The organism is Actinoplanes sandaracinus (assembly GCF_030009775.1).
In the GTDB taxonomy this organism is placed as follows: domain Bacteria; phylum Actinomycetota; class Actinomycetes; order Mycobacteriales; family Micromonosporaceae; genus Actinoplanes; species Actinoplanes sandaracinus.
The window spans coordinates 193232-219069 of sequence record NZ_JASCTH010000007.1 but is presented as its reverse complement, the minus strand read 5'-3'; the positions used below and the strand labels follow the sequence as shown (position 1 = coordinate 219069).

General features: G+C 71.2%; 23 protein-coding genes. 11 read left to right on the top strand and 12 right to left on the bottom strand.

What is annotated here, in order from left to right; translation table 11 throughout:
- Positions 1-6: 6 nt before the first annotated feature.
- Entirely contained in the window at positions 7-1008 is a 1002-nt protein-coding gene (locus QLQ12_RS12955; RefSeq protein ID WP_282759722.1) for an SMP-30/gluconolactonase/LRE family protein, read from the top strand.
- Here QLQ12_RS12955 and QLQ12_RS12950 read toward each other — a convergent pair.
- Entirely contained in the window at positions 900-2015 is a 1116-nt protein-coding gene (locus QLQ12_RS12950; RefSeq protein WP_282759720.1) for an AraC family transcriptional regulator, read from the bottom strand. The two genes, QLQ12_RS12955 and QLQ12_RS12950, sit on opposite strands and share 109 nt — an antisense overlap.
- Positions 2016-2106: 91 nt before the next feature.
- Between QLQ12_RS12950 and QLQ12_RS12945 the strand changes: the two genes are divergently transcribed.
- Entirely contained in the window at positions 2107-2946 is an 840-nt protein-coding gene (locus QLQ12_RS12945) for a patatin-like phospholipase family protein (protein ID WP_282759718.1), read from the top strand.
- 10 nt (positions 2947-2956) lie between these two features.
- Here QLQ12_RS12945 and QLQ12_RS12940 read toward each other — a convergent pair whose 3' ends face one another.
- Positions 2957-3427 (bottom strand): cupin domain-containing protein, encoded by a 471-nt coding sequence (locus QLQ12_RS12940; RefSeq protein ID WP_282759717.1) that lies wholly within the window; start codon positions 3425-3427, stop codon positions 2957-2959.
- A 107-nt stretch (positions 3428-3534) separates the two neighbouring features.
- Here QLQ12_RS12940 and QLQ12_RS12935 point away from each other — a divergent pair, with 107 nt between their 5' ends.
- The 5 genes from QLQ12_RS12935 (at position 3535) to QLQ12_RS12915 (ending at position 9027) form a co-directional block, all read left to right on the top strand.
- The gene (locus tag QLQ12_RS12935) at positions 3535-4011 is read left to right on the top strand and encodes an RrF2 family transcriptional regulator (protein WP_282759716.1); all 477 of its coding nucleotides are present in this window, start codon (positions 3535-3537) and stop codon (positions 4009-4011) included.
- 151 nt (positions 4012-4162) lie between these two features.
- Positions 4163-4846 (top strand): ABC transporter ATP-binding protein, encoded by a 684-nt coding sequence (locus QLQ12_RS12930; RefSeq protein WP_282759714.1) that lies wholly within the window; start codon positions 4163-4165, stop codon positions 4844-4846.
- On the top strand, positions 4843-7170 hold the full coding sequence (locus QLQ12_RS12925) for an FtsX-like permease family protein (protein WP_282759713.1): 2328 nt from the start codon (positions 4843-4845) through the stop codon (positions 7168-7170). Before QLQ12_RS12930 ends, QLQ12_RS12925 begins: the two co-directional genes overlap by 4 nt.
- Before the next feature lie 19 nt (positions 7171-7189).
- Positions 7190-8368: a sensor histidine kinase gene (locus tag QLQ12_RS12920; RefSeq protein ID WP_282759712.1), complete on the top strand. Its 1179-nt coding sequence runs from the start codon at positions 7190-7192 to the stop codon at positions 8366-8368.
- Positions 8365-9027 carry a response regulator gene (locus tag QLQ12_RS12915; RefSeq protein ID WP_282759710.1) on the top strand — a complete coding sequence of 221 codons (663 nt, stop codon included), beginning with the start codon at positions 8365-8367 and terminating at the stop codon, positions 9025-9027. The genes QLQ12_RS12920 and QLQ12_RS12915 overlap by 4 nt, the downstream gene beginning before the upstream one ends.
- A gap of 41 nt (positions 9028-9068) precedes the next feature.
- On the opposite strand, the gene QLQ12_RS12910 is transcribed toward QLQ12_RS12915, so the two are convergent.
- From QLQ12_RS12910 to QLQ12_RS12885, 6 genes are all read right to left on the bottom strand, one after another.
- Positions 9069-10067 carry a glycoside hydrolase family 26 protein gene (locus QLQ12_RS12910; RefSeq protein ID WP_282759708.1) on the bottom strand — a complete coding sequence of 333 codons (999 nt, stop codon included), beginning with the start codon at positions 10065-10067 and terminating at the stop codon, positions 9069-9071.
- A 16-nt stretch (positions 10068-10083) separates the two neighbouring features.
- On the bottom strand, positions 10084-12555 hold the full coding sequence (locus QLQ12_RS12905) for a glycoside hydrolase family 2 protein (RefSeq protein WP_282759707.1): 2472 nt from the start codon (positions 12553-12555) through the stop codon (positions 10084-10086).
- Complete coding sequence (locus tag QLQ12_RS12900) at positions 12552-13364, bottom strand: carbohydrate ABC transporter permease (protein WP_282759705.1); 813 nt, start codon at positions 13362-13364, stop codon at positions 12552-12554. Before QLQ12_RS12900 ends, QLQ12_RS12905 begins: the two co-directional genes overlap by 4 nt.
- Entirely contained in the window at positions 13361-14236 is an 876-nt protein-coding gene (locus QLQ12_RS12895) for a carbohydrate ABC transporter permease (protein ID WP_282759704.1), read from the bottom strand. The genes QLQ12_RS12900 and QLQ12_RS12895 overlap by 4 nt, the downstream gene beginning before the upstream one ends.
- Positions 14233-15537, bottom strand: a complete 1305-nt coding sequence (locus QLQ12_RS12890) for an ABC transporter substrate-binding protein (protein ID WP_282759702.1) — start codon at positions 15535-15537, stop codon at positions 14233-14235. The genes QLQ12_RS12895 and QLQ12_RS12890 overlap by 4 nt, the downstream gene beginning before the upstream one ends.
- 131 nt (positions 15538-15668) lie before the next feature.
- Positions 15669-16502, bottom strand: coding sequence for a LacI family DNA-binding transcriptional regulator (locus QLQ12_RS12885; RefSeq protein WP_282759700.1), 834 nt, complete (start codon positions 16500-16502; stop codon positions 15669-15671).
- 55 nt (positions 16503-16557) lie between these two features.
- Here QLQ12_RS12885 and QLQ12_RS12880 point away from each other — a divergent pair, with 55 nt between their 5' ends.
- Complete coding sequence (locus tag QLQ12_RS12880; RefSeq protein ID WP_282759699.1) at positions 16558-17835, top strand: ROK family transcriptional regulator; 1278 nt, start codon at positions 16558-16560, stop codon at positions 17833-17835.
- Between the two features lie 91 nt (positions 17836-17926).
- Here the strand turns inward: QLQ12_RS12880 and QLQ12_RS12875 are convergent, their stop codons facing one another.
- Together QLQ12_RS12875 and QLQ12_RS12870 are read right to left on the bottom strand one after the other, a co-directional pair.
- Positions 17927-19018 (bottom strand): hypothetical protein, encoded by a 1092-nt coding sequence (locus QLQ12_RS12875; protein WP_282759698.1) that lies wholly within the window; start codon positions 19016-19018, stop codon positions 17927-17929.
- A gap of 27 nt (positions 19019-19045) precedes the next feature.
- Complete coding sequence (locus tag QLQ12_RS12870; RefSeq protein ID WP_282759697.1) at positions 19046-19720, bottom strand: TetR/AcrR family transcriptional regulator; 675 nt, start codon at positions 19718-19720, stop codon at positions 19046-19048.
- 91 nt (positions 19721-19811) lie between these two features.
- Here QLQ12_RS12870 and QLQ12_RS12865 point away from each other — a divergent pair, with 91 nt between their 5' ends.
- A complete protein-coding gene (locus QLQ12_RS12865) occupies positions 19812-21599 on the top strand; it encodes an AMP-dependent synthetase/ligase (RefSeq protein ID WP_282759695.1) in 1788 nt (595 codons plus the stop codon).
- A 24-nt stretch (positions 21600-21623) separates the two neighbouring features.
- Here the strand turns inward: QLQ12_RS12865 and QLQ12_RS12860 are convergent, their stop codons facing one another.
- Together QLQ12_RS12860 and QLQ12_RS12855 are read right to left on the bottom strand one after the other, a co-directional pair.
- Positions 21624-22298 (bottom strand): DUF6891 domain-containing protein, encoded by a 675-nt coding sequence (locus tag QLQ12_RS12860; RefSeq protein WP_282759693.1) that lies wholly within the window; start codon positions 22296-22298, stop codon positions 21624-21626.
- Positions 22299-22333: 35 nt separating this feature from the next.
- Positions 22334-23320, bottom strand: coding sequence for an aldo/keto reductase (locus QLQ12_RS12855; protein ID WP_282759692.1), 987 nt, complete (start codon positions 23318-23320; stop codon positions 22334-22336).
- Positions 23321-23476: 156 nt separating this feature from the next.
- On the opposite strand from QLQ12_RS12855, the gene QLQ12_RS12850 reads away from it, so the two are divergent.
- Together QLQ12_RS12850 and QLQ12_RS12845 are read left to right on the top strand one after the other, a co-directional pair.
- A complete protein-coding gene (locus tag QLQ12_RS12850) occupies positions 23477-24520 on the top strand; it encodes an NAD(P)-dependent alcohol dehydrogenase (protein ID WP_282759891.1) in 1044 nt (347 codons plus the stop codon).
- A 301-nt stretch (positions 24521-24821) separates the two neighbouring features.
- Positions 24822-25817: a polysaccharide deacetylase family protein gene (locus QLQ12_RS12845; RefSeq protein ID WP_282759690.1), complete on the top strand. Its 996-nt coding sequence runs from the start codon at positions 24822-24824 to the stop codon at positions 25815-25817.
- The last annotated feature ends 21 nt before the right edge of the window (positions 25818-25838 follow it).

Below are 25838 nucleotides of genomic sequence, written 5' to 3'. Positions count from 1 at the left end.
GTTCGCATGGCCCGCCGCATCATCCACCCGCGCCGCTGGACACCGCCCACCTTCGCCGCCCGCGTGCCCACCGGAAAGATCTCCGTCCGGCGCCGCCTGCCGACCGGCGGCCACGGCCCCGAGGACGTCGTCCTCGACGACGCGGGCCACATCATCACCGGCCTCGCCGACGGCCGGATCGTGCGCATCGACCCGGCCACCGGCGACCGCACCGTCCTGGCCGACACCGGTGGGCGGCCGCTCGGGCTGCATCCCCGCGCCGACGGCGCGGTCCTGGTCTGCGACCACGACAAAGGCCTTCTCCTGGTACGCCCGGACGGCGCCGTCGAGGTGCTGGCCGACTCGGCCGACGGCGAACCGGTCACCTTCGCCAGCAACGTGGTGGAGAGCAGCGACGGGACCATCTGGTTCACCACCTCGACCAGCCGGTGGCACCTCGACGACCATCTCGGCGACGTGTTCGAACACTCCTGCACCGGCCGGCTGCTGCGCCGCGACCCGGACGGCGCAGTCACCACCGTGCTGCGCGACCTCAAGTTCGCCAACGGCCTGATCCTGGCCCCCGACGAGTCACACCTGCTGTTCGCCGAGACCGCCGGGTACCGGATCCGCCGGCACTGGCTGACCGGCCCGGCCGCCGGCCGCACCGACATCCTGGTGGAGAACCTGCCGGGCTTCCCCGACAACATGTGGCTCGGCAGCGACGGCCTGGTCTGGGCCGGCATCGTCGCGCCGCGCAACCCGCTGCTCGACCGGTTGCTGCCGCTGCCCGGACTCCTGCGGCTGCTGGTGTGGAACCTGCCCGCCGCGGTCCGCCCGCAGCCCGCCATCGTCGCCTGGATCATGGCCTTCGACCTGGACGGCCGGGTGGTGCACGACCTGCGCGCCGACGACGGCTCCTACGGGTTCGTCACCTCGGTCGCCGAACGCGACGGAGTGATCGTCCTCGGCAGCCTGATCGAGGACGACGTGGCCGTCCTGGACCCACTGCCGTCCCGCTCGTCCTGACGCCGCCGGGGTGCCTTGCGCAACGCTGTCGGGCTCATGCCCCACCACCGCCGGGCGCACCGGCTCAGCACCGCCTGCTCGGCGAACCCCAGCAGCCGGCTCACCTGCGCCAGCGGCATGTCCGTCGTCGTCAGATAGCTGCGGGCCCGCGACCGGCGCAGACCGTCGAGGATCGCCGCGTACGACTGGCCCTCGCCGGCGAGATCCCGCTGCAGCGTGCGCGGATGCACGGCCAGCGCCCGCGCGACGTCCGCCAGGTCGGTCGAGCCGGTGCCGAGCGCCTGCGCCAGCACCGCCCGCACCCGCGCCGCCGTCGGCGTGCCCGGGCCGGGCGCCTGCCGTGACAGGAACGCCAGAGCCAGCCCCCGCAACGTCGCGTCCACCCCGGCGAGCGGCCGGTCGAGCAGCGTCGCCGGCATCCGCAGCAACGCCTCCGGCCGGCCGAACCGCACATGCGCGCCGAACACCTCCGCATACCGATGCCGGGGCGCGGCCGGCTCGTGCGGCAGATCCACCGACCGTAGCCCGTACCCGCCGCCGGCCAGGAACGACACCGCCCGGTGCACGAACAGCATCGTCATGTCGGTCGCCTGCGGCAGCGGGCGCACCCCCGACCCGAACGCATACCGCAACCCCACGATCCCCGGTACGCCCTCCGGGTCGCCGATCAACGAGACGTGCATGTCCCGGGCGTGCACGAACATGTACCGCGAGGTGCATTCCAGGGCGTCGCGCACCGACGGCGAATGCTGCATCGCCACCGCGAGCGGCCCCAGCATGCTGAAATCCTGTGCCGACGCCACCCGCAGCCCCAGGTCGGGGCAGCGCAGGCCGATCGCCGCGATCTCCAGCACGCCCGCGAGCGCGGTGTCCTGGATCAGCAGGTCGTCGGCGTCGAGCGCCTCGACGGGCAGCCCCGCCTGCCGGGCGTAGAGCACCGGGTCGCCGCCCAGCGCCTCCACGGTCTCCCGGAACCTCTGCAACCCAGCCGACCGAACCAGCGACACCGCCGAAGATTCACAGCCCTGTCGCCGAGAGTCAAATCCGATCGACGACGCAGCGGTGGAGATCCCGGCGCGGGGATGCCAGGATCCATGGATGGGCGTTGACGGCAAGGCTCTCGTGCTCGGTGGCGGCGGTGTCACCGGCGTCGCGTGGGAGGTCGGGCTGCTGCACGGCCTGGCCGAGCACGGCGTCGATCTCACCGACGCGGGGCTGTTCGTCGGGACGTCGGCCGGATCGTCGGTGGCCGCCCAGGTGCTGTCCGGCGTACCGCTGCGTGATCTCTTCGAAGCGCAGCTCGCCGACGCCGGACAGGAGACCGCCGCGCGCATCGGGATCGGCGGCCTGCTGAGTTTCGCCGTCGCCGGCCTCTGGCCGGGCGACCCGGCGCGGGGGCGCGCCTGGCTGGGCCGCCGGGCACTGCGCGCCCACACGGTGCCGGAATCGGAACGGCGGGCGGTCATCGCGCGCCGTCTCGGCGACGGCTCCTGGCCGGCGACCCGCCTGCTCATCATCGCGGTCGAGGCCGAGACTGGCGCGGTGCGCGTCTTCGACGCCGCCAGCGGCGTCTCCCTGATCGACGCTGTCGCGGCCAGTTGTGCGGTGCCGCTGACGTGGCCGCCGATGACGGTCGAGGGGAAACGTTACATCGACGGGGGGATGCGCTCGGCCGCCAACGCCGACCTGGCCACCGGCAGCGAGCGGGTGGTGGTGCTCGCCCCGGTGACGCAGTCGGTGCGGCCTTCCGGGCGGCCCGGCGCGCAGCTCGCGGCGCTCGGGCCCGGGGTGCTCGGCGTGGTCGTGTCGCCGAACGCGGCGGCCCGCGCGGCCATCGGCCGCAACCCGCTGGACCCGGCACGGCGGCGCCCCGCCGCCGAGGCCGGCCGCGCCCAGGCCGCCACCGAGGCGGACCGGCTGCGTCCTGTCTGGACGTGAGCGGCGGGCGCTAGCCGGCCGCGCGGTTCGCCCACACCGGGCTGTCCACGTAGTGGTTGTCGTAGTGGTCCTGGGTCTCGCCGACCTGCTGCCAGGTGGCTTCCCCCTGGTGCACCTTGTCGAGCAGCCGGTAGTAGTCGAAGCGGGGCTTGCCGGGGGTGATCACGACGAGGAAGTCGGCGTCCTGGCCGGCGGCGGGGGCGAAGGCGTGCGGGGTGTTCGGGGCGACGAAGAGCGCGTCTCCCTGGCGCAGGGTGTGCAGCTCGTCGCCGACGAGCATCTCCAGGGCCCCGTCGAGCACGAAGAACAGCTCGCCGGAGCGGGTGTGCAGGTGCGGCGGGGCGCCGGCGGTGCCGTCTTTGAGCAAGGTCCGGTTGCTGGTGAGAGCGCCACCGGTGTGCTCCGGGTCGAGTAGCAGGGTGATCACGCTGGTCGGGTCGCTGTCGAGGACCTCGGCCTGGGCTGCGCGGACCAATGTCATTGCCGGCTCCTTACGTTCGGTGATTCCTAGATATTAGATGTCCAGGATTGCCGTCGCCAGTGATCGTGTCGGGCGTCACCGGTTCTGGACACGTAGAGTCCAGAACTATGCGGATGAGTCAGGGCGTCGAATGGGCCCTTCACACGTGCCTCAACCTGAGCTGGCTGGACGCCCCCGTGCCGACCGGCGCCCTCGCGGCGTTCTACGAGCTGCCGCCGGCCTACCTGAACAAGCAGCTTCAAGCCCTGGTCCGGGCCGGGATCCTGACGTCGATCTCAGGACCGCGCGGGGGCTTCCGGCTGGCCCGGCCGCCGGAGGCGATCTCTCTGCTGGACATCGTGTCCGCGATCGAGGGCCCGGAGGAGCTGTTCCGGTGCGACCAGATCCTCAGCAAGGGGCCGGGGGAGCACGCGGGTGTCGACTACCGGCAGTCCTGCGCGTTCGCCCATGCCATGCGGGGCGCGGACCTGGCCTGGCGGCGGGAGCTGTCCGGCAAGACCGTGGCCGACGTCCGGTCCGACGTCGAGCGAGGGCATCCCGGGGCTCCGGCCGACACCCGGGCCAGGATCGCGGAGCTGCGCTAGGTCCGCCGCTCATGGCGGCTCATCAGGACACCGGGCGCCGATGTACGACTCAAGTCGTACTCCAAGATCCATCATCAGGGTGGACGCCGGGTCCCCGTTGCCTCCCTAGCGTGGTGGACATCGTCGATCCACGATCCAACGGGAGCTCACCGTGTCATCGCAACCCCTGCTCGTCGCCGACGGCGTGAGCAAGTCGTTCGGCGCCACCCATGCCTTGAACGGCGCGTCGTTGCAGGTCTTCCCGGGTGAGGTGCTGGCACTGACCGGGCCGTCGGGCTCCGGCAAGTCCACCCTGCTGCACTGTCTCTCCGGGATCCTCGCCCCGGATTCCGGTCGGGTGAGCTACGAGGGCCGCGACCTGACCACGCTGACCGACCGGGAGCGCAGCGCGCTGCGGCGTGGCGCGTTCGGGTTCGTCTTCCAGTTCGGCCAGTTGGTGCCCGAGCTCACCTGTCTGGAGAACGTCGCCCTGCCGCTGCGACTCGCCGGGGTCCGGCGCACGCGGGCGGAACGCTCGGCGGCCGATCTGCTCACGCGTCTGGAGGTGGGCGAGGTGGCCGGCAAACGCCCCGGGCAGACGTCCGGCGGCCAGGGCCAGCGGGTCGCGGTGGCACGCGCGCTGATCACCTCTCCCCGGGTGATCTTCGCCGATGAGCCGACCGGCGCCCTCGACTCCCGCAACGGCGAGCAGGTGATGCGGTTGCTCGTCGCCGCCGCGAAGGAGCGTTCAAGCGCGGTCGTGCTGGTCACGCACGAGGCGCGGATCGCGTCGTGCGCCGACCGCGAGGTCGCGTTCCGTGACGGCGCCGCGGTGTTCGCGGAGGCCGCCCGATGACCGCCGACGTCCAGCGCGCCGACGTCCAGCGCGCCGGCCGTGGCGGGTTCGCCTGGCTGCGCGACCTCGCTCTGGGGGTGCGGCTGAGCGTTTCCGGCGGGCGCTCCGGCTGGCTGCGGCTCACCCTGATCGCGGCCGGAGTGGGCCTCGGCGTGGGGATGCTGCTGTTGCTGGCGGGCGCGCCGACCGCCGTCGCGGCCCGCCAGGAGCGACTGGCCGACCGTACGCCGGGCGCGGCCGCCGGTTCGGCCGGGCCGGGCACCCTGCTGGTCCAGGCCATCGAGACCCGGTTCCGCGACGAGGTCGTGCGGGGCCGGATCCTGCGCCCGGAGGGTGACCGCGCGCCGGCGCCGCCCGGGGTGGCACGGATGCCGGCGGCCGGCGAGCTGTTCGTCTCCCCGGCGCTGGCCGCCCTCCTCGACGGCCCCGGTGGTGATGTGCTGAGACAGCGGTGGTCCGCCCGCGTGGCCGGCACGATCGCGCCGCAGGGTCTCGCCGGGCCCGACGAGGTGTACTTCTACCTGGGCTCCGGCACGCTGACCACGGACGACGGGGCGGAGCGGACCGCCTCGTTCGGTGGGGGCGGCCCACCGACGACCGATCCGATGATCGTGCTGCTCGCCGTCGTCGGAGCGGCCGTCATGCTGCTGCCGGTGCTGGCCTTCGTCACGACGGCCGTGCGGTTCGGCAGTGAGAGCCGGGAACGGCAGCTCGCCGCGATCCGGCTGGTGGGCGCCGACAGCCGGATGACGCGCCGCATCGCGTCCGGGGACGCCCTGATCGGCGCGGTGCTCGGTCTCGTCGTGGGTGGCCTGGTCTTTCTCGGCCTGCGCCAGAGTATCGGCGCCCTGCTGCCGTCCGACTTCAGTCCGTACCCCTCGGATCTGCGCCCGGTACCGGCGCTGTTCGCCATGATCCTGCTGCTGGTGCCGGCCGGCGCCGTCCTGGTGACGCTGTCGGCGTTGCGCCGCGTCGTCATCGAGCCGCTCGGCGTGGTGCGGCAGAGTGGCGTACGCCGCCGGCGGCTCTGGTGGCGCCTGATCCCGCCGGGCGCCGGAATGGCGCTGCTCTACCCGCTGCTCGGCGGGATGTCCGGCGACATCGGGGACGGCACCCGCGGCCAGCTCGCCGCGGGGGCGATCCTGCTGCTGACCGGCGTCGTCGTGCTGCTGCCCTGGCTCGTCCAGGCGCTGGTACGGCGCCTCGGAGGCGGTGGCGTCGCATGGCAGCTCGGCATCCGGCGTCTGCAACTGGACAGCGACGCCGCCGTCCGCTCCGTCTCCGGCATCGCGGTGTCGGTCGCCGGCATCATCGCCATCCAGGGACTGCTCGGCGTCTCGATCGCGGCCACCAACGGGACGCAGCCGCCGGCCGACCGTTTCCAGGCCGTCGCCTACACCAACGGCGCCGACGGCGCCGGCTGGGACGCCGCGCTGGCCGGCACCCCGGGCGTCGGGGCGGTGCGCACCGCCGGCTACGGCTACCTGCGGACGGATCCGGACGACCAGAGCGGCGTGACCGTACGGGTGGGCGACTGCGACGTGCTCCGGCAGTACGCGCCGCTGCCGTCCTGCGCCGACGGGGACAGCTTCGTGGCCGTCCAGCCCGGCTGGGACAGCCCGGTCCTGCGTCCCGGGATCGCCGCGCCCTTCTACGGCGCCGACGAGGCGACGCCGCTGTCGCGGTGGACGGTGCCGGCCGACCTGCCGGTCGTGACGCTGTACGCCGGCGAGGCCTTTCCGGTGTCGTACCTGGCGACCCCCGCGGCGCTGAAGGTCCCCGCCGACCTGCGCGGCATGATCACCGACGCCTACCTGGTGAAGCTGGATCCGGCCGCCCCGGATGCCATCGAGCGGGTCCGCAACACGATGGCCCGGCTGGCGCCGGCCGCGCCCCTGCAGCTGTTCGGCGACAAACGGATCGGCGACCAGTTCGCCGGCGCCCGGCAGGTGGCCCAGGCCTGCGCCGTCCTGCTCCTGCTGTTCATCGGCGCGAGCATGCTCGTCAACGTCACCGAGCAGCTCCGCGAGCGCCGCAGGCTGCTGGCCGTGCTCGCCGCCTTCGGCACCCGGCGGCGGACGCTGTCGGCATCGGTGCTCTACCAGGTCGCCGTCCCGGCCTCGGCCGGACTGCTCCTCGCGGTCGTCATCGGCAGCACCCTGTCGGCGGTGCTGCTCGCGGCCACGAAGGCCCCGGTCGTGCTCGACTGGCCGGTGATCGCCGCGATGACCGGCACGGTCGCCGCGATGGTCCTGGCCGTCACGGCCGCCGGCCTGCCGCTGCTGTTCCGCCTGCTGCAGGTGCGAGAGCTGCGCAGTGAATGAAGGCCATACGCTGACCGGCATGCTGTTGCGCGCACGTGCCGTCGGCCGGGGTCTGCCGGCCGACGTGCTGGTCTCCTGCTCGGTGGCCGCCCTGTCCACGTGGTGGTGGCATCAGTTCCCGCTGGGCGGCCTGCTCTTCGGGGCGCTGGCGGGGCTGGCGCTGATGTGGCGGCGCCGACGCCCGATCACCGTCCTCGTCGCCGTGGCGCTGCTGACCACGGTGACCGCGACGATCGAGGTCGACGGGACGAAACTGCACGAGGGCATGCTGCTGATCACCATCGCCGTCGCGATGTACGCGGTCATCGTGCACGCGGCGACGCTGGGCCGCGCGGTGGCCGGCGGGGTCGGCGCGTGGGTGTTCACCTCCCTGCTGCTGCCGCTGCGGGACGACTCGGCGCTCTCGTTCGACGAGGTCGCGCGCAACTTCGGGATGCTGCTGGGTTACGGGTCGGTGGTCTGGGCGGTGGCCCTCAGCGTGCGGTACTTCGGCCAGTTGCAGGAGAACGCGTTCGAACGCCGGCTGAGCGCCGAGCGGGAGCGTGAGCACGTGGCGCGGATCGCCGTCGCCGAGGAGCGGGCGGTGATCGCCCGGGAGCTGCACGACATCGTCGCGCACTCCCTCTCGGTGATCATCCTGCAGGCCAACGGCGCCGCGTACGCGTTCGACCGCGACCAGGAGCGGGCCCGCGAGGCGTTACGGACGATCGGCACGACCGGCAGCGACGCACTGGAGGAGATCAGGCAGTTGGTGGAGTTGCTGCGCAGCGACGGCGACGGCCCGTCGGACCGCACCCCGCTCGCGCTGGACCAGGTCGAGGCCGTGGTGCAGCGGGCCCGCGACGCGGGCCTGACGGCCGCCCTGACCGTGCACGGCACCCCGCCCGAGGTGCCCGGGGGCATCGCCCTGGCGGTCTGCCGGATCGTGCAGGAGTCGCTGACGAACACGTTGCGGCACGCCGGCCCGGAGCCGGCCGCCACGGTGACCGTCAGCTACCGGGCGGGCGGCATCGACATCGAGGTGAGGGACTCCGGCGCGGGCGGCGGGCCCACCATCTCCGGCGGGCACGGTCTCGTCGGCATGCGTGAGCGGGTGGCCCTCTACGGCGGCACGTTCGAGGCCGGGCCGATGCCGGGCGGTGGCTGGCGGGTCCACGCCGGCATCCCTCTCGCCGGCGCCCGGGCGGTGCCGGCGTGATCCGGATCGTGCTCGTCGACGACCAGCATCTGGTCCGGGCCGGGTTCCGGATGGTCCTGGACTATCAGGACGACATGACCGTGGTGGGCGAGGCGGGCGACGGCGCCGAGGCGCTGCGCCTGCTCCGCACGACACCGGCCGATGTCGTCGTGATGGACCTGCGGATGCCGGTGCTCGACGGGGTGACCGCGACCCGGCGGATCTGCGCCGCCGGCCCGCTTCCCCGGGTGCTGGTGCTGACCACGTTCGACACCGACGAGGACGCGTTCGCCGCCCTGCAGGCGGGGGCGAGCGGCTTCCTGCTCAAGAGCGTGCCGCCGGACGAACTGCTGAACGCGATCAGGGTGGTGGCCGGCGGCGACGCGGTGGTGGCGCCCCGGGTCACGCGCCGGCTCCTGGACCGCTTCGCCGGCCGGCTCGTCGCGAAGGGACCGGCCGCGGCCGGCCCGCCCGACCTGACCGACCGGGAGCGGGAAGTCCTGCTGCTCGTCGCGCAGGGACTGTCGAACCTCGAGATCGGCGGCCGGCTGCAGGTCGCCGAGGCGACCGTGAAGACCCACATCGGCCGGATCCTGGCCAAGCTCGGACTGCGCGACCGGGTGCAGGCGGTGGTCTACGCCTACGAGTCGGGGCTGGTGCGACCCGGCAGCGGTTCCTAGGGGCCGGCCGGCCGCGACGGCCGGCCGGCCGGATCATGGGCCTAGGGCAGCTTGACCTCGCCCTGGTTGAGGACGCGGGGGTGGAAGTACGCCGCCTGGATCTCAGCGTTCGTGTTGTTGCCGCGCAACTGCTCCGACCAGATCATGAAGTACGCCCACCGCGGCTGAGTGGTCAGCAGGGCCGCGTTCGGGACCTTGCCCATCTCGGCGATCGCGATCGGCTTGCCCGCCGCGATGGACTGGATCTGCTGGTAGTCGGCGGTCGACGGGTGGTTCTTGTACCAGACGTCGACCGACACCACATCGGCGTAGCCGGCTCCCGGGTAGTAGTTCGCCCAGCCGCCGGCCGGGTTGTCCTGAACGTTCCAGACCCAGATCAGGTTCGTCAGGCCCTGGCTGTCGAAGTAGTCACGCATCTGCTGGTAGATCTTGGCGCCGCCGTTGGCGCCGGGCCGGCCACCCCACCAGTTCCACGTCTCGTTCATCTCGTGGAAGGGCCGCCACAGCACCGGCACCCCGGCGTCCCTGAGCTGCCGCAGGTAGGGCACCACCTCGGCCATCCGGCTGCGCCACGTCTGGTTCAGCGCGGTGCCGCCGGTGACGATCTGCTGGAACTGGGCGTTCGAGATCGGGGTCTTCACGCCGCCGTCGAATTCGCAGGTGCGGCCGACCGTGGGGGAGCAGGCGTGCCAGGTGAGCGCGACCAGCGAGCCGTTGGCCCACTCCCGTCGGGCCTGGTCGATGACGCGCTGGCGGTTGTCGACGTCGTCGGCGCGGAACATCATGTCCCCGCCCCACAGGCCGGGCCACTGCCCGGTGACGTCGTTGACCTGCTTGGTGTACTGGGCGGGCGCGACGGCCGGCTCCTTGTTGTGCTGGCCGGAGACGATGCTCGTACCGGTGATGGATCGCAGGTAGCCGATGACGGCCGCCTTGCTCGTCGCGGAGAAGGCGGAGGCGTCCGGGGCGGTGTGGATCATCGCGGCGGCGCCGAGGATCAGCGCCGCGCCGAGGATCGACGGGGTTCGGGGGATCTTCACGGGGGAACCTTCCTGACTAGGGGTTCAGGACCGTGGACAGGTCGGTGAGCACCCACGGGTCCTTGATCGAGCCGGGGTCGAGCTCGATCGGGGCACGGACGTGCAGAACCGTCGACTCACCGGGCAGCAGGGTGAGGAACCCCCGGTCGACGACGGCGTCGGGGTGGATCCGGTCGGCTTGCAGAAGGACGTCGCGGGCCGGGCCGGCGGCGTGCAGGCGCACGTCCAGGCCGCCCGGCACGGACTCCGCGGTGACGGTCAGGCCCGCGTCGGCATATCCGGAGTCCTCGGCGAACCAGATCGCCCGCGCCTCGCCCAGCGTGGCCACGACGAGGGCCGCGTCGCGGTTCGCCGCCCGGACCGGGGCGGCCGGCTGGGTCCCGGCGGCCACCGGACACGTTGCCGAGGCCTGGACCAGGGCGACCGACCGGGCCTCCGCGATCACCGGGGACGTCGTCGAGGAGAGCACGGCGCCGTTGATGTCGCGGTGTTCGAGGCGCAACTCGCCGGTCCACGCGGACGGGTGGTCGTTGAGGACGGCGACGACGAGACCGCCGTCGCGGGGCGCGATGGTCAAGGCGCGGTCGGCGTACATCTCCCGCAGCGCGAAATAGAGCGGCTTGAACCGGCCGGCGCCGTCGATCGCCGCCCAGGAGGTGACCGGCCACAGGTCGTTGAGCTGCCACACAATGGTTCCGCCGGTGTGCGGCCAATAGGAACGCCAGTGCTCGATCCCGGTACGCACCGCGCGCACCTGATTGAGCTGGGTGAGGTAGTGCCATGCCTCGGTGGTGGCGGGCGCCGGGAAGTGCGGGGCCAGACCGCGGGCGAGTTTGCCGTTGCCGTCCTCGGCCTTCTGATGGTGCAGCACGCCCGGCGAGTCCGGCAGCATCGGCTCGTCGGAGACCGCGTCGCGCAGCGTGCGCCAGGCCGGTGGCGCCTGCCAGCCGAACTCGGCGACGAATCGCGGCGCCGAGTCGCGGTAGTGCCGGTAATCCTGCCGGTTCCACACCTCCCAGGAGTGGAAGGTCTGGTGCGCGGGATCGTTCGGCTCGTGCTCCCAGGACCCGGACCACGGGCTACCCGCCTGGTAGGGCCGGGTCGGGTCCAGCTCGGCGACGATCGCCGGCAGGTCCTCCAGGTAGTAGCCGGCGCCCCAGCTCAGATCGCCGCCCGGGTCGCCGGCCCAGCCGTGGGCGCCGCGCAGCCACAGGTTCTCGTTGTTGCCGTTCCAGGTGACCAGGCTGGGATGCGGCGACAGCCGGGTCACGTTGTCGCGGGCCTCGGCGAGCACCTCCGAGCGCAGCGGCTCCTCCTCGGGATAGCAGGCGCAGGCGAACAGGAAGTCCTGCCAGACCATCAGGCCGAGCTCGTCGCACACCTCGTAGAAGGCGCGGTCCTCGTAGATGCCGCCACCCCACACCCGGATCAGGTTGACGCCGGCGCCGGCGGCCTGACGCAGCCGCAGCTCATACCGCTCACGGGTCATCCGGGACGGGAAGATGTCGTCCGGTATCCAGTTGACGCCCTTGACCAGGACGGGTTCACCGTTGACATGGAAGACGAAGCGGGTGCCGGCGTCATCTGCACTGCGATCAATATGTACGGTGCGGAATCCAGTCAACTGTTGCCAGCGGTCAAGTACAGTCCCGTCAACTGCAGTCAACATGACCGTCAACATGTACAGCGCGGGTTCGCCGTGCCCGATCGGATTCCACGGGGTCACACCGGGCACCTTGATCTCGCCGCGCACGCTGGTCTCGCTCGCGGGCAGGTCCAGGACGGCGAGCTCCCGGCCGTCGAGGAGCACCTGCGCGCGGAGCGCGCTGTCCCGGGTGCGCTCGACGCCGGCGGTCAGGTCCAGCGTTCCGGCATCTCCGTCGTACGTGCACAGCGGGCGGACCGTGGCGATCCGCGCCGTGCTCCAGCCCTCCAGACGGACCGGTCGCCAGATGCCGGCGGTGACCAGCGTCGGTCCCCAGTCCCAGCCGAAGCCGCAGGCCATCTTGCGGATGAACGGGAACGGCTCGGGATAGGCGTTCGGTCGTGGCCCGACGATGTCCCTGACCCGCTCGGCCTCGGTGTAGGCCGAGGTGAAGTGAACCTTCAGCGCCCGGCCGCCGGTCGGCGCGGGCGGTCCGGACCGTCCGGCGAGGATCGACGTCACGTCGAAGCGGTGGGTCCGGTGCATGTTGCGGGTCTCGCCGATGACCGTGTCGCCGAGTGAGATGCGGGCCGCCGTGTCCAGCCCTTCGAAGACCAGGTCGACCCGCTCCTGGGACGGGCCGTCCCAGGAGACGTCACGCTCGTATGTCCAGTCCTGGCGGCCCACCCAGGCCACCGCGTGCTCGTTGTCGTCGAGGAACGGGTCCGGGATCCGCCCGTCGGCGAGCAGATCGGTGTGGACGCAGCCGGGGACGGTCGCCGCGATGTCCACGCCGGTTCCGCGCAGCCGCCACGAGCCGGCGAGATCCTGAGAGAAGGTCACTTGGTCGCTCCCGCGGTGATGCCGTTGTAGATGAAGCGCTGCAGCAGCAGGAAGAGCACGACCGTCGGCAGGATGACGATCATGGTGCAGGCGGCGATGGTCTCCCACTGCGCGCCGTATGGCCCCTTGAAGCGGAACAGCGCCGTCGAGATCACGCTCAGGTCGGGCGAGCGCAGGTAGAGGAACGGGATGTAGAACTCGTTGTAGATCGCGATGCCCTTGATGATCGCCACGGTCGCGATCGCCGGCTTCATCAGCGGCAGGATGATCCGGCGGTAGACGGTGAACCGGGAGGCGCCGTCGATCATCGCCGCCTGGTCGAGGCTGGGCGGGATGGACTGCATGAACTGGATGAAGATGTAGATCGAGATGATGTCCGTGCCGAGGAACAGCACGATCGCCGACGCCGGGGTGTTGACCAGGCCCATCGACTTGACGATCTGGTAGGTCGCGACCTGGGTGGTGACGCCGGGAACCAGCGCGGCGACCAGGAACGAGCCGAGGACCAGGCGCTTGAACGGAAAGTCGAAACGGCTCACCGCGTACGCCGCGAGCGTCCCCACCAGGATCGTGCCGGTGAGCGAGACCGCCAGAATGACGGTGGTGTTGCCGAAGCCGAGCAGCATCCGCCCCTCGGACCAGGCGGTGACGAAGTTGTCGAAGTGGAGCCAGTTCCGCGGAGGCGTCAACGGTCCGGTGGTGCTGTACTCGGCGCGGGTCTTGAACGCCGCGAAGAACACGACGGCCAGCGGCACGAGCACCACCAGGGAGGCCAGCACCAGGGAGGCGTACATCGCCGGTCTTCTCATGACAGTTGCACCTCCTCGTCGGGCACGATCCGGCGCTGGACCCAGGTGATCAGCAGGACGACCAGCAGCAGGACGACGGCCATCGCCGAGGCCAGGCCGATCTGCCGGAACTGGAACGCGGTCTCGTACGCCTGGACCACGAACGTGCGGGTGCCGTTCGCGCCGCCGGTCATCACGAACGGGATCTCGAAGACCGCCAGGCTCCCGGAGATCGCGAGGATGAAGGACAGGCTGATGATCCGCCGGATGCCCGGCACGATGATGTGCCGGAACTGGTGCCATCGGCCGGCGCCGTCGATCTCCGCCGCCTCGTAGATCTCGCCCGGGATGGACTGGATCGCCCCGAGGAACAGCACGAAGCTCAGCCCGGTGAACCGCCACACCGATGTGCCGGCCAGCGAGATGTTGGCGATGTCCGGGTCGCCGAGCCAGTGCCGGGTCTGGTCACCGAGCCCCAGCCAGCGCAGCACGGTGTCCAGCGTGCCGTCCGGCTGGAACAGATAGAGGAAGACGAAACCGACGGCGACCCCGTTGAGCAGGTACGGGAAGAACAGGATGCCCTTGAACAGGTTCTTGAACCGGACGTCGAACGAGAGCACCACCGCGAAGTACAGGGCGATCGCGATCTGCGCGAACGACGCCGCGAAGTAGTAGCCGCTGACCAGGAAGACCCGCCAGTACCGTTCGTCGGTGAACACCCGCACGTAGTTGTCCAGGCCGACCGGGTCCATGGTGACGTCCAGGCCGTCCCAGGAGTGAAAGCTGTAGAAGAGCATGTTGCCGACCGGCACGTAGGTGAAGGTGATCAGCAACCCGAGGGCGGGCGCCAGGTAGAGCCACGGCAGGTACCGCCGCTTGTTCACCTCCGTCACTTCATGACCTGCGACTGCGCGGCGCTCCACCGCTTGTTCAGCTCGGCGAAGTAGGACTCCTTGTCACCCTTGGCCGCGCCGCGGGCGATGTCGACGAGCTTCTGCCGGTAGATGTTGCCGGTCAGGTCGACCTCCGACATCTTGATGATCTCGTCCTCCTTGCCGCTGTTCGCGGTGGCGGCCGGAAGTTCGAGCAGTTCGACGCCGGTGGCCTGGAAGTCCTTCAGCACCGGCGGCAGGTCCTGGCCGACGGCCGAGGGGATGGCCTGCTGGTCGCCCGCGAAGCCGGACTCGGTGATGAACCACTCCAGCCAGGCCTTGGCGGTGGCCTTGTTCTCGCTGGTCCGGCTGACCGCTGCCTTGTAGTCGCCCTCGATGCGGGCGTAGAACCTTCCGCCGGTCTGGTAGGGGAACGGCCAGAACACGATGTCGTCCGGGTTCGCGCCGGCAGCCTTCGCCGCGTCCCGCATCTGGGGCACCGCCCAGGAGCCGAGCAGCATGCTCGCGACCTTGCCCGTACCGATCATCGGTTTGGCGCCCTCCCAGTTGGTGGTGAGCGGGTCGGGTTCGCTGAGCCTGTTGTGGACGATGTCGAAGAGCAGGCCGTCGGTGATGTGCTGGACCTTGCCGGGCTGCCACGGGTTCGCGTCGGCCGGGAAGGTCTCGTTGGCGGCCGGGTCGCCGAGGATGGCCCGGTGGCCGTTCCACATGCTCAGCGGCCAGCCGTCCTTGTAGTTCGTGTAGTAGGGGATGGCGTCGGTGGCGTCGTCGATCGCCTTGAGGCCGGCCAGGAACGCCTCGGGTGTGGTGGGCGGGGCGGTGATCCCGGCCTGCGCCCAGACCCGCTTGTTGACCACGAAGCCGTTGGCGACGCCGCCGAGCGAGAGACCGTAGACCTTGCCGTCGTACGCCTTCTCGTCGACGAACCGGTACTTCGCCTTGAGTTCGCTCGTCGTGCCCAGCGGCTCGAAGAACTGTCCGAGCTGGTCGACCTTGACCGTGTTGGGGATCAGCAGGACGTCGCCGTACTGGCCGGAGCTGAGCTGTGTGGTGACGTCACCCTCGTAGTTGGTGACCGGCTCGAAGGCCACCCTGGTGCCCGGGTATCTCGCTTCGAAGGCCTTCGCGTACTGCGGCAGGGCGGTGGTGGCCAGGTCGGTCCGGTTGGTCAGAACCGTGATCGCGCCGGTGATCTCACCCGTGACGCCGCCGGTCTCCTCGCTCGCGCCGCCGGTGCACCCGGCTGTCAGCGCCAGCACGGCGGCCGTGCCGATACCGAGGAACTGCCTTCTATCGACCATGTCGCTCATCCGTTCATCAGCGGTTTGAGCGCACAGCATGGTGGCCGCATTACGGAGCCGTCAAGGTTAAATTAATAATTTATGTAGTCTGAAGACCGTGGACGGCCAGGGCCGGAAGCCGCATGATCAGATCAGAGGGGGTGGGTGCTGTCGCGCACGACGATGTGAGCCGAAGGAGCCTGGTAGACGGCCGCCGGCGCGCCCGCCATGGCGGCCAGCACCGCCTCCGCGGCCAGCTCGCCGATCCGCTCCACGTCGTGGCTCATCGCGGACAGGGCGGGTACGGCGAGCTGACATTGCGCCGAGTCGTCCCAGGCCACCACCGACAGGTCGGCCGGCACCCGCAGCCCGCGGTCGGCCGCCGCGGCCAGGCCACCCAGGGCCATCACGTCGTTGTCGAAGACCAGCGCCGAAGGCCGTCCTCGGAGGAGTTCCCGCGTCGCCGCCCGGCCGCCGTCGAACGAATAGTCGCCCTCCGCGACCAGCAGCGTCATCGCGCGCTCGGCTGCCTCCGCCGCCAGGCCGCTCTGGCGCATCTGCGTGTGCGCGAACCGCGGCGGCCCGGTCACGTGCCCGATCATCCGGTGTCCCAGGCCGTACAGGAAACCGACGACCTCCTCGGCGAAGCCGGCGTCATCGGTCCACACCGTCGGCAGCCCCTGCGACGTCGACGGATCGCCGATCACCACGGCCGGCAACTCCAGCGACGTCACCAGGCCGACCCGCTCGTCGTCCGGCCCGAGGTCCACCAGGATGACCCCGTCGACCCGGCGCTGCCCGGCCCACCGCGCGTAGGTGGCCGACTCGGCCTCCCGGTCGGTGACCACCTGCACCAGCACCGACACGCCCGCCGGAGTCAGCACCCGTTCCAGACCTTCGAGGAACTCGTGGTAGTACGGTTCCTCACCGAGCACCTGCGAGGCGCGCTCCAATACCAGCCCGACCCGCCGTGGCGCCTGAGTCACCGGTTCCTCCCGGTAGGGTGTTGCAGTCAGCACGAGACCCGGAGACCCTACCTCGATGGCACGACGTGAAGCGCCCGCCGCGGGGCCAGGCAGCCGGGCTCTCATCGTCGACGTCATCCGCTCCGCGGCCGAGATCAGCCGCGTCGAGCTCGCCGACCTCACCGGCCTCACCCAGCCGTCGATCTCCAACATCGTGCGCGACCTCATCGCCGACGGCATCATCCACGAGGTCGGCTCGGCCGATTCGATCCGCGGCAAGCCGCGCAAACTGATCGCGATCAAACCGGCGAACCGCTTCGGTATCGGCTTCCACCTCGGGCCCGACACGGTCACCTGCGTGGCCGTCGACCTGACCGGCGGCGTGGTCGGCCGTGAGGTCGTGCCGCGGCTGTCCGCCGACCGGCTCGCCGGGCGCTTCGACGACTTCACGGCCGGCCTCGACCTGCCCCGCGGCCGGATCGAAGGGCTCGCGATCGTGGCGCCCACCCCGTACCCCGGTGATGCCTTCGCCTTGGGGGGTTTGCCGGCGCTGCGAGCGGACCCGGCCGGACAGGGGTTGCCGGCGCCGGCCGCCGGCCTGGCCGAACAGGGGCTGCCGGCGCTGCGTGCCGACCTGGCCGAACGGCTCGGCCTGCCGGTGATGGTGGAGAACGACGCGGCGGCCGCCGCCCTCGGCGAGTTCTGGAGCCGCCGGGTCTCCCGCGAGCAGGCGTTCGGCTGCATCTACCTCGGCACCGGCATCGGCGCCGGATTCGTCTTCGGCGGGGCGCTCTTCCGCGGCGCGAGCTTCGACGCCGGCGAACTCGGCCACATGTCGATCCACTACGACGGACTCGAGTGCCCGTGCGGCAACCGTGGCTGCGTGGAGCGTTACGCCTCGATGCCCGCGGTCGTCGCCACCGCCCGGGCGGATCACGCTCTGAACGGCCGGCTCGGCCTCGACACCATGGCGACCACCTCCAGCGCGTACGACGCGGTCGCCCGCGCCGCCGTCAGCGGCGACGTCACCGCCTTCGACGTGCTCGACCGGGCCGCCGGCCACCTGAGCGTCGCCGCCACCTCGATGGTGAACCTGCTCGACCTGGGGCGGGTCGTGCTCACCGGCCCCGGCGCGGCGCTCGCCGGCTCGATCTACGCTCGCCGGCTGCGCGCCCACCTGGAACGCACCGCCCACTCCCGCAAACGTCACCCGATCCTGGTCGAACTCTCCGCCCAGCCCCGGGACGCCGCCGCCATCGGCGCCGCCGCCCTGATCGTCCAGGCGGCGGTGGCTCCCGGCCACACCTCCGCCCCCGCCGGGTCAGCCCAGCCCGCGGGAGGCCGCCCGGGTTGACCGGCGCCGACATCGCGCGCGCAGGGGGAGTGCCCTCGCGTTCGATCGCCGCTCCAGACCTCCGGGAGAGCCCGCCCTCCCGGGAGGTCTCCTACCATCGCACGGACCCGGTTCGAAGATGGCGATCGTGGGGGCTGTACCAGGTGAACAGGAACCGGTCGGCGGTGGAGAGTTCGGCGTGACCGTGCAGCGCGTAACAGCCGTAGCCGACCGTGCCGCACCGGTCCGGCACCCGGCCGGCCGGTCCGGGGGTCCACGGCCCGGCCGGTGAGGCGGCCTCCAGGATCTGGAACCGGCCGGTGCCGAACTCGGTCTGCACGATCATGGCGAGCCGGTGCGTGCCGAGGCCCGAGTAGTCGGCGACGTGCACCGATCCGGCGAACGGCACCGCGGCGATCGAGACGGCGTCCCCGGGCTCCGGGCTCCACGAGCCGTTCCACCAGCGGTAGTTCGCCGCATCGCCCCACGCCGCGGGGTCCGCCCCGACCCGGGCCACCATGATCTTGCCGGTGGTGACGTCGTGGGCGTACAGGTAGAGGTGTCCGTCGTCGCCGAACACCGGTGAGCCGAGGCGCTGCGCGACGGGCAGGCCGGCCTCCAGCGGCTGCGCGGCGAACGGGGTGCGGCTGTCCAGGAACCGGTTGGCCACCGGGTCGTAGACGGCCATGCTGACTCGCTGGGTGAGCATGTCGGTCACCGAACGGACGCAGATCTCGGCGTACACGATCAGCAGGTGCCGGGTCCCGGGAATGCGGGCCAGACCGGACGGCCAGGCGGCCGGGTAGGGGTCGATGCCGTCGCAGCTCTGCCGCGCGGTGGCCCGCAGACCTTGCGGGGTCGGCAGGAACAGCGCCGGGGCGGCCTGCCCGGCGCGGTGCGGCGCCGGTGGGGTGGGCACCTCACGCAGGGCGGTCGGCGCCGCGCCCCGGGTGTACGCCCCGATGGCCGCCGTCGTTCCCGCGAGGAACGCCGGCCCGTTCTCCTGCGACGTGTCGCCGAACAGCCACAGGCTCTCGTCCGGCGACCATGCGGCGCTGAGCCCGGCATCGCGGGAGATCCGCTGGTGGGGCTTGTCCGCGTCCGACAGCGGACGGCCGAGATCCACGGTGGCGCCCGGCGCGGCCAGGCACCCGGACAGTGCCAGGCAGGCCACCATCGACGCCGCCCGCCGCGTGACATCCATCGACCAATCGTGACACCCCGCGGGGTCTCAGGTGGAGGCGGCGCCCATGACGCTCGCGGTGACCCAGCGGAAGACCGGCTCCCGCAGCGAGCGCAGGTCCGGTTCGGGCTGTTCGTCGAGCCGGTCGCAGGCGAGCTGCCGCAGCGCGTAGACGAAGCCCAGGAAGGCCTCGCCCGGCAGCGGGCCGAGGGTGCCGTCCCGGCCGATCCAGAACGTGTGCCGGTCGTGGAGGAATCGCGCGATCACCGCGAGCGCCGTGCGGCGCCGGTCGCGGGCGGCGCGCCCGGCGGCGTCCATCTCCAGCATCATGGCCCTGGTCACGACCAGGTCGGCGGCGATGGTGTCGAGGTAGGCGTCGATCACCGACCGGATCAGCGCCAGCCAGTCGTCGGCGTCGGTGCACGCCGCCGCGAACCGTTCCAGCAGCACCTCGATGAACCGCTGGTAGGCGGCGTCGGCGCAGGCGGGCAGGTCGGTGAAGACGGCGTAGAAGGCGCTCCGTGACACGGCCGCCCGCTTGACGACGTCGGCGACGGTGACCGTGGTCAGGCCGCGGTCGGCGACCAGCTCGGCGAAGGCGGCCAGGATCCGCTCGCGCTGCGCCGCCCTGACCACCTCGGGCTCCAGGGCGCTGCGGCCCCGTGGCAGGTCGCGGCCCGCCGGGCTGAAGAACACTCCGGGCCGCACCCTCGCCTCGCTCATCGGGGAATCGTCGCACGCCCCTGGCCCTTCACAAGTACCATGCCGTACTTTAAAAATTCTGTGACAGTCGTCGATGCCTGGGGGTCAGCGAATGGAGACTTCTTCCGTCGGGGCGATGCTCGCCGACCGGGTCGCCCGCACGCCGGACGCGCCGTCCTACCTCTGGCCGGGTGACGCGGCGGGGGAGCCGCACACCGAGACGTGGGCCCGGACACAGCAGGCCGCCCACGAGATCGCCGCCGGGCTGCTCGCGCTCGGGCTGCGCCGCGAGGACCGGGTGGCGATCATGTCCGGCACCCGCATCGAGTGGATCCACGCCGACCTCGGCATCATGTGCGCGGGCGGCGCCACCACCACGATCTACCCCACCTCGTCGCCGGAGGACGTGGCCCACGTGCTCGCCGACTCCGGCAGCCGCATCGCCGTCGTCGAGCACGCCGGATTGCTGGACGGCGTGCTCGCCGCCGGATCGCCGGTCGAACACGCCGTGGTCATCGACGGCCCGGTCGTGCCGGGCCCGCGCACGCTGAGCCTCGACGGCCTGCGCAAACGCGGGCGCGCACTGCTCAGCGGCACACCAGCCGCCGTCAACCGGGCCATCGAGGCGGTCCGCCCGGAGCATCTGGCGACGCTCATCTACACCTCCGGCACGACCGGCAGACCCAAGGGGGTACGCCTCCCGCACCGCTGCTGGATCTACGAGGGACTCGCCGGGCAGGCCATCGACCTGGCCGGGCCCGACGACCTCGGCTATCTGTGGCTGCCACTGGCCCACGCGTTCGGCAAGGCGCTCATCGCCACCCAGCTCGCGATCGGCTACCCGTGCTTCGTCGACGGGGACCTGACCAGGATCATCGACAACCTTCCCGTCGTACGGCCGACGGTGATGCCCGCCGTACCCCGGATCTTCGAGAAGGTGCACGCCGGAGTGCGGACCGCCGCGCACCGCGACGGTGGGCTGAAAGCCCGGCTCTTCGACTGGGCCGTCGATGTCGCCCGGCGGGTCGTCCGGGCCCGCCGGGCCGGGCGGCCGGTGCCGGCCGGGCTGGCGGTGCGCCACCGCGTCGCCGACGGTCTGGTGCTCGCGAAGATCCGGGTGCGGTTCGGTGGGCGGCTGCGCTACTTCATCTCCGGCGCCGCGCCGCTGTCGGCGGACATCGCCGAGTTCTTCGACGCGCTCGGCCTGCCGGTTCTCGAGGGCTACGGCCTCACCGAGTCGTCGGCGGCCACCTTCGTCAACCGCCTCGAATCGCTCGAACACGGCACCGTCGGCCTGCCGCTGCCCGGCACCGAGGTGACCATCGCCGGCGACGGCGAGGTCCTGATCAAGGGCCCGGGTCTGATGGACGGCTACCACGGCCTGCCCGGCGAGACCGCAGCCGTGCTCACCGGCGACGGCTGGCTGCGCACCGGCGACATCGGCGAACTGACCGCCCGCGGCAACCTCAGGATCACCGACCGCAAGAAAGATCTGATCAAGACCGCCGGCGGCAAGTACGTGGCCCCGCAGTCCCTGGAAACCCGGTTCGCCGCGATCTGCCCACTGGGCGGGCAGCTCGTCGTGCACGGCGAGGGCCGCGGCTACATCACCGCGCTCGTCGACCTCGACCCGCAGGCCGTCCGGGCCTGGGCCGAGCAGCACGGCGTCACCGCCGCCGGGCACGCCGAGATCGTCCGTTCCGCACCGCTCGTCGCCGCCGTCGACGGCTACATCGCCCAGGTCAACGCGGGCCTGGGCCGGTGGGAGACGATCAAACGGTTCACTATCCTGGAGCAGAACCTGACCGTCGAGGGCGGCGATCTGACCCCGTCACTCAAGGTGCGCCGCCGTGCCGTCGAAGAGCGTTACCGTCATCTTCTCGACGCCCTGTACCCGTGATGACGCACGCCCGCGGTGGGCGCCTCAGATCAGAGGCGCGTACCACCGGGCGCCGGTGACCAGAACGCGGGTGGCGAGGCTCCGGTTCCACTGGACCTCCATGCCGTGCCCGCGGAGCACCGGGAAGACGCGCTCGTCCAGCAGACGTTCCACTTCGGCCTGGTACCAGGCCTCCTTCTCGTCCTCGGACAGGGCGTCGTAGGCGGCCTGGTCGAGATCGTCGGGCCGGTAGGCGCCGTACCCGAGATAGACCGCGCCGCCGGGGCTGGAGATCAGCGACTCGGTGTCCTGCTGGTGGTACCACACGTATCCGTGCCAGTGCCGGGACCCGTCGCGCTCGCCGTGGATCTCGGCGCCGGCGCACGTGCCGCAGCAGGTGAAGTTCTCCCTGGCCAGCACGCCGATCCGGTTGAGTTCGGCGAAGGCGAGGGTCAGGTTGCCCCGCACGTCACCCCAGGCGCGCTGCTGGGAGCGCCGGACGTCGAGCGCCTTCTCGTACGCCGAGGTGATCTCCTCGCCGGTGAGACCGTGGTTCTCCTCGCCGTCGTCGAGGTAGTCGACGAATTCGCCGGCGTCGACCTCCCCGCGCACGATCCAGGTCCAGATCTCGTCCTCGATCTCGGCGCGCGCCTCCTCGTCGACGCGGTCGGGAAGGAACCGGACGCCGTCGGGACGGTCGTTGTAGGGCCATGCGGTCACACCGGCGATCATGGCATGAGCACCCCGATGATCTTTCAGCGGTTGGTCATCCGCTCCAGGTGGTCGGGGTAACGGGCGCCCTGAATATCGATCTTCGCGGTGGCGGTGTCGATCTCCTGGAGGTCGGTGGCGGTCAGTTCGACGTCGGCGGCGCCGATGTTCTCGGTCAGGCGCTCGAGGCGGCGGGTGCCGGGGATCGGCACGATCCACGGCCGCTGGGCGAGCAGCCACGCCAGCGCGATCTGCGCGACGGTGGCGTTCTTGCGGGCCGCGACGGTGCGCAGCAGGTCGATCAGCGCCTCGTTGGCCCGGCGCGCCGCGGCGTCGAAACGGGGGAGAGCGCCGCGCATGTCACCTTCGGTGAAGGTGGTGTTCGCGTCGATCGCGCCGGTGAGGAAACCCCTGCCCAGCGGACTGTAGGGGACCAGCCCGATCCCGAGTTCCGCGCACATCGGCAGGATCTGTGCCTCCGGGCCCTTCCACCACAGCGAGTACTCGTTCTGCAGTGTCGTGACCGGCTGCACCGCATGGGCCCGCCGGACGGTGGCCTCGGCCGCCTCGGACATCCCGAAATGCTTGACCTTGCCGGCGGCGATGAGGTCCCGGACCGTGCCGGCGACCTCCTCGATCGGCACGGCCGGGTCGACGCGGTGCTGATAGAACAGGTCGATGCGGTCGGTGCGCAGCCGCTTCAGGGACGCGTCGGCGACCCGCCTGATGTTCTCCGGCCGGCTGGACAGGCCCGTCTGGCGGCCGTCGGCGTCGATGGCGAACCCGAACTTGGTGGCGATGACGACCTGGTCGCGCACCGGCTGGAGGGCCTCGCCGACGAGTTCCTCGTTGACGAACGGCCCGTACACCTCCGCGGTGTCGAAGAAGGTGACGCCGCGCTCGACGGCGGCGCGCAGCAGGGCGATGTTGCCGGCCCGGTCGGGGCCGGGACCGTAGCTCTGGCTCATGCCCATGGCGCCGAAGCCGATCGCCGAGACCTCGAGACCCTGGCCGAGTGTGCGACGTTTCATGAAGCCCAGTCAATCGCATCCCGGCGGCACACGGGAGGCACTGCTGAGACAGGTACCCGCAGTACACCTATCACCAATGACTCCCCGGCGGAGGGATCATCCGGTTAGCTGGGTAATGATCGTGAGACGAACCATGATCCTGATCGGAGATGCGCCATTCTTACCGTCAACGCTCTCGCCGCGCCCTCGGCCACCGAGCCGCTCGTCCGCACCACCGTCGAGCGGCGTGATCTCGGGCCGCGCGACGTCTTGATCGAGATCAGCTACGCCGGCATCTGCCACTCCGACATCCACACCGTGCGCGGGGACTGGGGCAAGGTGCCCTATCCCCTCACCGTCGGGCACGAGATCGTCGGCCATGTCACCGAGGTCGGCTCCGAGGTCACCAAGCACGCGGTCGGCGCCCGGGTCGGTGTCGGCTGCATGGTCAACTCGTGCCGGGAGTGCGAGAACTGCCAGGCCGGGTACGAGCAGTACTGCCTGAAGGGCAACACCGGGACGTACGCGGGCCGCGATCGCGACGGCACGGTCACCCAGGGCGGTTACTCCACGCACATCGTGGTCGACGAGGACTTCGTGCTGCGTGTGCCGGACGCCATCCCGCACGAGGCGGCCGCTCCGCTGCTGTGCGCGGGCATCACCACGTACTCCCCGCTGGCGCACTGGAAGGCCGGGCCCGGCAAGCGGGTCGCCGTCGTCGGCATGGGCGGTCTGGGCCACATGGCCGTCAAGTTCGCCGTGGCGATGGGCGCCGAGGTCACCGTGCTGTCGCAGACGCTCGGCAAGAAGGACGACGGGCTGGCGTTCGGCGCGAAGGACTACTACGCGACCAGCGACCCGGCCACGTTCGAGACGCTGCTGAACACGTTCGACCTGATCATCAACACGGTCAGCGCGCCGCTCGACATGAACGCCTATCTGCGGCTGCTGCGCCTGAACGGCACCCTGGTCAACGTGGGCGCGCCGCCGGAGCCGCTGCCGGTGCAGGTCTTCACGCTGTTCGGGGCGCGGCGTTCGTTCGCCGGCTCGTCGATCGGTGGCATCGCCGAGACCCAGGAGATGCTGGACTTCTGCGCCGAGCACGGCATCGCCTCCGAGGTGGAGGTGATCGGCGCCGACGCGGTGAACGAGGCCTACGAGCGGGTGCTCAAGTCCGACGTGCGGTACCGCTTCGTCATCGACGTGGACTCCCTGCGCTGAGCCCGGCTCTTAGCGCTGACCGCGGCGCGGGGGGCCCCGAAAAATTAAGGGGCCCCCGCCCACAACCCGGGGTGAACGGTTGCCGGAAGTTTCGGATAATCGACTTGCAAATTATCGGCAATATCCCGGAGGGTGTTTTCGTTGCCTGCCGACAAGCTGCTGATATGTGATCGCTAACTTCCGATAGACGCCCGAAAATTGTTGACATGGTGTCAGGATGCGGCCAATACTCGCGCCATCGAGATGCGCCAATCCCTTCGCCCGGCTCCCCCAGCCGGGCGTCAGCGGAAGGAACAACCGCATGCCTGACATCCCCAGACCCCGGCGCGCCGGATTCGCCGCCGTAGCGGCCGCGGTGGCCGTCACCGCCCTCACGGCCGTCGCCGGCCTCACCGCGATCGAGGCCACCGCGGCCAAGGCCGCGGCCTGCAACGGATACGTCGGCCTGACCTTCGACGACGGCCCTACGGCGGGCAACACCCAGAACCTGCTGACCGCGCTGCGCAACAACGGGCTGCGGGCCACCATGTTCAACCAGGGTCAGTACGCCGCGGCCAACCCCGCCCTGGTCCGGGCCCAGGTCGACGCGGGCATGTGGGTGGCCAACCACAGCTACACCCACCCGCACATGACCCAGCTCAGCCAGGCCGCCATGGAATCGGAGATCTCCCGCACGCAGACCGCGATCGCCAACGGGGGCGGCGGAACCCCGAGACTGTTCCGGCCGCCGTACGGCGAGACCAGCGCGACCCTGCGGGCCGCCGCGCAGAGGTTCGGCCTCACCGAGATCATCTGGGACGTCGACACCCAGGACTGGAACAACGCCAGCACCGACGCGATCGTGGCGGCCGCCGCCCGGCTCACCAACGGGCAGGTCATCCTGATGCACGACTGGCCGGCCAACACGGTCGCCGCCATCGGGCGCATCGCCCAGGGTCTGGCCGCCCGTGGACTCTGCGCCGGCATGATCTCCCCGACCACCGGCCGCGCCGTCGACCCGGGTGGCGCCACCACCCCGCCGCCGACCGGCGGGACGTGTACGGCGACGATCTCCGCGGGTCAGCAGTGGAGCGACCGCTACAACCTGAACATCGCCGTCACGGGCTCGAGCAACTGGACGGTGACGCTGAACATCCCGTCACCGGCGAAGGTCATCGCCACCTGGAACACGTCGGCGACCTGGCCGTCGGCCCAGCAGATGGTCGCCAGACCGAACGGCGGCGGCAACAGCTTCGGCGTCACCATCCAGACCAACGGCAACCGGAACTGGCCTTCGCTCTCCTGCACCGCGACCTGACCGGCGCGACACCGGGCGCGG